Annotated in this window: 7 protein-coding genes; 2 read left to right on the forward strand and 5 right to left on the reverse strand. The window is 68.5% G+C overall.

Going from position 1 to position 6,322, the window contains the following annotated elements; genetic code table 11:
- A partial coding sequence (locus K2X24_RS01135; protein ID WP_292493902.1) for a VTT domain-containing protein occupies positions 1-1,265 on the reverse strand: 1,265 nt, incomplete at its 3' end.
- A 205-nt stretch (positions 1,266-1,470) separates the two neighbouring features.
- The gene (locus K2X24_RS01140) at positions 1,471-2,148 is read right to left on the reverse strand and encodes a Crp/Fnr family transcriptional regulator (RefSeq protein WP_292493904.1); all 678 of its coding nucleotides are present in this window, start codon (positions 2,146-2,148) and stop codon (positions 1,471-1,473) included.
- Between the two features lie 527 nt (positions 2,149-2,675).
- Here K2X24_RS01140 and K2X24_RS01145 point away from each other — a divergent pair.
- Both K2X24_RS01145 and K2X24_RS01150 read left to right on the forward strand, forming a co-directional pair.
- Positions 2,676-3,431 (forward strand): Crp/Fnr family transcriptional regulator, encoded by a 756-nt coding sequence (locus tag K2X24_RS01145; RefSeq protein ID WP_366934421.1) that lies wholly within the window; start codon positions 2,676-2,678, stop codon positions 3,429-3,431.
- Positions 3,428-3,682 carry a hypothetical protein gene (locus tag K2X24_RS01150; protein ID WP_292493906.1) on the forward strand — a complete coding sequence of 85 codons (255 nt, stop codon included), beginning with the start codon at positions 3,428-3,430 and terminating at the stop codon, positions 3,680-3,682. Before K2X24_RS01145 ends, K2X24_RS01150 begins: the two co-directional genes overlap by 4 nt.
- Positions 3,683-3,916: 234 nt before the next feature.
- Here the strand turns inward: K2X24_RS01150 and K2X24_RS01155 are convergent, their stop codons facing one another.
- The 3 genes from K2X24_RS01155 to K2X24_RS01165 form a co-directional block, all read right to left on the reverse strand.
- Positions 3,917-4,930, reverse strand: a complete 1,014-nt coding sequence (locus K2X24_RS01155) for an HD domain-containing phosphohydrolase (RefSeq protein WP_292493913.1) — start codon at positions 4,928-4,930, stop codon at positions 3,917-3,919.
- 223 nt (positions 4,931-5,153) lie between these two features.
- Complete coding sequence (locus tag K2X24_RS01160) at positions 5,154-5,507, reverse strand: hypothetical protein (protein WP_292493908.1); 354 nt, start codon at positions 5,505-5,507, stop codon at positions 5,154-5,156.
- 574 nt (positions 5,508-6,081) lie between these two features.
- The coding region (locus K2X24_RS01165; protein WP_292493909.1) for a hypothetical protein at positions 6,082-6,322 on the reverse strand (241 nt) is incomplete at its 5' end.

Here is a 6,322-nt window from a genome sequence, read left to right on the forward strand (position 1 = left end):
ACCATCATGATCTCGTGGCGGGGCGGATAGGCCTCGCCGGTGGGCAGCCGGCGTCGGGGGTCGCGGTCCCGATGGGCGGGCGTATCCCAGCGGTTGGCCTCGAAGTCGCCGCCGCCGCAGAACGCCACCCGGTCGTCGATCACCAGGATCTTCTGGTGCTGGCAGGCCCCGCGCGGAAGGGTGGCGTCGAGGTGGTAGGCGATGCCGGGACCGAGCAGGGCGCGGATCGCCTCCGGCTTCAGCGCCGCGCCCGAGGCGATCGGCCAGGGCATCTCCCAGATCAGCAGGCGGATCGCGAGGTCGGGCCGGCGGGCCTTCAGGCCCCGCAGGAGATCCGCCATGGTCTCGTTCCCGGGCGCTCCTCCGCCCTCGGGCACGAGGCGCAGGCGTGGGTCGAAGCTCCAGCCGATGAGGATGACGGAGTGGCGCGCCTCCAGCAGCGCGGCACGGGCCGCGGCGAAGTAGGCGGCGCCGTCGTGCAGCACCGCGACACGGCCGGCTCTTTCCTGGCGCCAGCAGGTCGCGCCGGGCTGGAGCCAGCGTCGATCCAGGCCCGATCCGGCCGGCCGCGATGCGGCGGGAGCCGGTACGGGCGGGGCGCCCCGTACCCGTGCGGCGAGCCTGGCCTGCACCCGCCGCCGCGTCATCGCGACGGCCGCGACGGTGGCAGCGAGCCCGAGGCCGAGGGGAATCCAACTGACCGTCTCATCGCCGGCCGCGCGCCCGATCACGCCGAGATAGACGCAGAGAACGGTGCCGGGGATCATGCCGACCAGGGTTGAGACCAGGAAGGACGGCATGCCGACGCCGGCGAGGCCGAGGGCGTAGTTCTGCGCATTGAACGGCACGAAGGGGCTGAGCCGCATCAGGGTGAGGAGGCGCCAGTCGGCGTCGCCGACGGCCTCCACGGTGGCGGTCATGGCGGGGCGGTTCGCGACGAAGGCGTTGACGCGCGCGCGCAGCAGGGACCTCGCCGCCAGGTAGGCCAGGACCGAACCCAGGGTCGCGGCGACCATCACCAGGGGCATCGCCCACCATCCGAACGCGACTCCGCCCGCGATGGTGAGCGGCGTGCCCGGAACGACCAGCAGGGTCGCGAGCACGAACAGGGCCGCGAAGGCGATCGGCCCCAACGCACCGAGGCGCGCCGTCCAGGCGCCGAAGGCATGCAGCCATTCCTCGACGGGCAGCACCATCCAGGCGCCCAGGACGGCGCTGCCACAAAGGATCGTGACGAGCCAGTAGCGGATCTCGGATCGGTTCATCCACGGGCTCTTGAACGAAGTCCGGCTGGAACGGAATAGGTGCAGCCCCGGGCTCCGGAAACGCGGACACCGCGATCCCGACCGATGCAGCGGTCCGGCGCGTGATCGTGTGCGAGAAGGCGCCGGGCGTCCATCCCCTGCTGGTCCCGACGCAGTGCGCGAGCCTTGCGTGAGCGTTCGCCCGGGCCGACCTTCGCCGCCCCCCTCAGACCGCGCCCATCAGGCGCCCGTGGAACGCCTCCGCGTGTCCGTAACTACCGGCCGCGGCCGTCTCGAGGCGTTTCCGGTCGAGCACCGTGATCAGGCCGCGCCGAGCCCGAATGCACCGCGCACCTTCGAGGTTCTGCACCGCAAGGGTGACGCCGGAGCGCCGCACTCCGAGCATCACGGCAAGCACGTCGTGGGTGAGCGCAAGGTCGTCGCCCTCGATCCGGTCGTGGCACATGAGGAGCCAGCGGGCGAGTCGGGCCTCGATGCCAAAGCTGGCATTGACGAAGGCCGTGTGGCGGGCCTGGTAGAGTTCGCCCTGGACGAGGCGCCGCAGGTTGGCGGTCAGGGTCGGGCTGGCCCGCATGGCGTCGCGCAGATCCGTCACCGCGATGACGTGGGCGAAGCCCGGGATCTGGACGATGTGTTCGTATGCGGCACAGCGACCATCGAGCACGGTTTCGGCGGCGCCGACCACGCCTTCGAAGCCGATCATTCCGACCTCCACCCGCGTCGCGGCGATCGGCAGGATCACCGACACGAGTCCGTCCTCGGGAAAGGTGCAGCACTCCACCACGGTGCCGGGCCGGGTCAGGATATCACGCATCCCGAGCACGACGGGATGCAGAGCGGGCGCGAGACGTGCGCGATCCTCCAGCGACAATTGTCGCAGCACGCGATTCCGAGGAAGGGTTTGCATGGACGCCGAAGGATTCCTGGGCACTGTGTGCGGATAATACAGCCTCTCCCGCCCGATGGCGCCCATAGCCGCGCGAAGGACGCAGATCAGCGAAAGAGGTTGAGCCCTACGGTCGCGATAAAACCGAGGCTCTAGGTCGACATCAACATATGTTATTGTTCGAAATCATACGGATCTCCATCAACTACCCGCAAGATCTTCGCGCCGAGGCTAAATAGGCGTACTCGCGTACAATCGATCGTCTCGCTGCGGAGCACCAGCGTGGGTGTCGGAGACATGAAGTCGTTGGAGTGGCGCACCGGCATGCGCGGCCCGACACGACGGGCATCGGTCACCCCCGGTCCATCGCATGGCTCGCCCAGCCGATCGACCGGAACGCCAGGACACACATGCGCGGCGTCAGGGCCCGCCCGTGGGATCGTCGCTCCGATCCGATCCCGCGGCATGCGCCCGTCGTGTCCCGGGCGGCCCGCCCGATAGATGCCTCTCAGACGGATCCCGACTTGCCATTCTCCCCGCCCGCGCCGCGCATCGACATGTCGAATCCCTTCGTACGCAAACTCGAAGGGTTCGGACCGCTTCCGGATGCCGATCGCGCCCTCCTCGAACGGATCGGTGCCAACGCCCATCTCATCGGCCAGCGGGTCGACCTGATCCGTGAGGGCGACACGCCGGACGGCGTGATCCTGATCATGGAAGGCATCGCCTGCCGACAGAAGCACCGGGCGAACGGTGCGCGGCAAATCACGGCCTATCTGGTGCCCGGCGATGCCTGCGACCTCGACGTCGCCCTGCTGACACAGATGGACCACACCATCACGACGCTTTCCGCCTGCCGGGTCGTCCGTCTGCCCCTGGACTTCGTGAAGCGCCTGACGGACGAACATCCCGCCATTGCCCGCGCGCTGCGCCTCTCGAGCCTGGTGGACGAAGCGACGTTGCGCGAGTGGCTCGTGAACGTCGGCTGCCGCTCCGCGATCGAGCGGATCGCCCACCTGTTCTGCGAACTGCTCGTTCGCCTGCAGATCGTTGGTTTCGCCAACGCGGATTCCTACGAATTCCCGATCACGCAGCTCGACCTCGCCGACACCGTCGGCCTCTCGAATGTCCACGTGAACCGCTCGCTCCAGGAACTCCGACGCGAGGGGGTGATTGAACTCAAAGGCAGGACGCTGAAGATCCTCAATCTTCAGCGCCTGAAGTCGATTGCCGAATTCGACGCCAAGTACCTGCACCTGGGGGCGCGGGCGGCGGCATGACCTTGAAACTACGGTCCGTCGAGATCGCGACGGGCAGCAACGACCGCGAGAGCCGACTGGTTTTCGATGACGGCATGCTCGTCGCCATCCTCGTGCGCCTCTCGGGCGAGCACGGCTCGCTCGCAGACAAGTGGTTCCTCGAGGTCGGCTTCGGCCCGGTGAAGGACATCCATGCGCCGCTCTTCGACGATCTCGAAACGGCCAAGGCCTGGATCTCGACCCGGCTGACGGACATCGCGCGCCGCGATTGAGGCGGCCTCGGATCCACGTGTTGACCTTTGTGAATGCGGACCGCGGCCGCGGATGCAAAGTCGAGCGGTCGGGTCCACGATCGATCCGACCGGGTCTCGTCGGCGCTTTGCCCCCCGAACGTGTCGGCGAGACCCCGACGATCCCCGCACCGGGCATGGCCGGAAGCGCATGGCCGCTACCGGAACGGGGGCGCGCCGGGGTGCTACCTCCGGTCGGCCCGGCTCCGGCAAAATTCAGCCCTGGCCCGTCTGCGCATTCAGGAAGGCGTCCACGCAGACCGGGTCGAAGTGCGAACCCGCATTGGCGCGGATGTGGTTGAGCGCCTCGGCCTCGCTCCACGCCTTCTTGTAGGGGCGCTCCGAGGTCAGCGCATCGAACACGTCGGCGATGGCGACGATGCGGCCCGAGAGGGGGATCGCCTCGCCGCTCAGGCCGAGCGGGTAGCCCGAGCCGTCCCAGCGCTCGTGATGCGTCGCGGCGATCTCGGCGGCGAGTTGCATCAGGCTGGAGGAGCTGCCCTCGAGGATGCGTCTTCCGCGCTCGGCATGGTGCTGCATCTGATGCCGCTCCTCGGCCGTGAGCGGCCCCGGCTTCAGCAGGATGGAATCCGGCACACTGATCTTGCCGACATCGTGCATCGTGGAAGCGAGGCTGAGCTGCTCGACCTGCTCCTCCGGAAGCCCGAGGCTGTGGCCGATCGCCGAAACGAAGCCGGCGACCCGCGCCACGTGATTGCCGGTCTCGTTGTCCCGGTGTTCGGCGGCCTTCATGAGCATCATGACGATCTCGCGCTCGCGCGCCGCGATGAGGGCGGTGGCGGCCTTCACTTCGCGGTCGAGCCACGCGGCCCGGTCGATCTGATCGAGCCGCGCCTGGTTGAGGGCGAGCAGGTTCGAGACCCGGGCCCTGATCTCGACGGCGTCGAAGGGCTTGGCGAGAAAGTCCGTGGCCCCGGCCGCGAGCGCTTCCCGGCGCAGGCTGCGTTGGTCGAGGCTGGTCACCATGACGATGGGCACGTGGGCGAAACCCGGGATCATCCGGGCGGCGCGGATGAACTCGACCCCGTTCATCCCCGGCATCTCGAAGTCCGAGATCGCGACGCCGATCCGCTCGGCGTTCTCGCGCACGAAGGCCAGGGCGTCGGACGGAACCGTGAAGTCGCGGACCGTGCAATCGGGCAGATCGCGAATCACCTCGGCGAGCAACAGGTTGTTCAGCGGGGCATCATCGAGGATCAACACGAACATCGCGGTCATCTGGCCCTTCGGCGCCGAGGGAGGACGACCGCGGAAGCCTGGGTGCGCTTCGTGGCGAGCCCCCCTGCGAGCGCGACGATCCGGCTGCTGCTCCATCGATATCAAATCCGGAGCCATGTCGCGCGCCTTCACGGCCGGACGGGCCGGGCGAATCGCGGAATTCTACGGCCGTGACTCTCGCGCCACCCGACCGGCCCCCTCTGGCCTTTCCGTGTCACGCCGTGAAGTTGAGAAGAAGGGCGCTGGCGGTCCGGCTGCCCGAGCGCGTTCCATCGGCGGCATAGGCGCGGGACTGGTTCTGCGCCGTCTGCAACTGCGTCACGAAATCCGCCAGAAGGTCGTCGCCCGAGGCCGTGCCGGTGCTCTCCGAAGACGCATCGGACGTGCCCGACCCCGACGCATCGGGCGGCGGACCTGGGGGCGGTCCCTGCGGACGCTGGCGTGCGCCGACACCGTCTGTGCCGCCACCGAAATTCTCGAAAGCACTCTTCAGCGTGTCGGCCTGGGCCTGTGTCAGGGTTCCGCTCCCGACCTGCTGGGTCAGGAGATCGTCGATCCGGTCCGCCAAGCTGCCGGGGTCGAGCCTGTCCGCATCCGCGGACAGATCAGTGGCGGTCGTTCCGCTCGTGCCGGTGCCGGAGGAGGCCGCGTCGGCTGTTGGACTTCCGCCGATCGCCTGCGTGCTGAAGCCGCCTTGGGAAATGCGATGGCGCGGTGGCGGGGGAGGGGGGGCGGCGGAGTTTGCCGAGATCGTCGACATCGTGCTCGTCCTTCATGTGGGAATATGTCCCACATGAAGGAGCGTGCCGTCGAACGGTTAAGAATGTCTCTCCGAGACCGAGCTATCCCGGTCCCCACGCGAACGCATCCAACCGAGGAGCATGGCGAGCAGGCGCCGCGTTCCGCCGTCACGCATCGCTGGCTGGGGGCGGCAAGCTCTGAGCGACGGACTGAGGCGCGGATCGGATCTGTACAGCGGCATCGGCGGGGAACCCGGGATCACGGTCACAGGGCGAGGAGGAGCAAGCAGAGGAGGGAGATTGCCAGCACGCCGCAGAGCATCAGGTCGACCGCTGGGCTGAGTCCGTCGCGCGTCCGCGCATGGAACGGATGTAGGGCCACAGGCATCCGGGACGGGACCATCAACGGCGGCCCGAGCATTGGAAAATCGCCGCCGTCCGGAGCGGGGGAGCCGAGTGGACGGCGGCGACCTGCATCGCCTCGGCATCCGGCGTCTGGGCGGAACGATCCGCCAGATGGATTCCGAGGGCGGGCAGCGCGAGGGCGGCCCCGAGGAAGAGGCCGCGCATGAGATAGGACACGTGCAGATGCAGCGCGCCGGAGGACCCGTGCGAAACGCCGCCAAGCTGCATCGCCGGCAAG

It is taken from the genome of Methylobacterium sp. (assembly GCF_019750675.1).
In the GTDB taxonomy this organism is placed as follows: Bacteria; Pseudomonadota; Alphaproteobacteria; order Rhizobiales; family Beijerinckiaceae; genus Methylobacterium.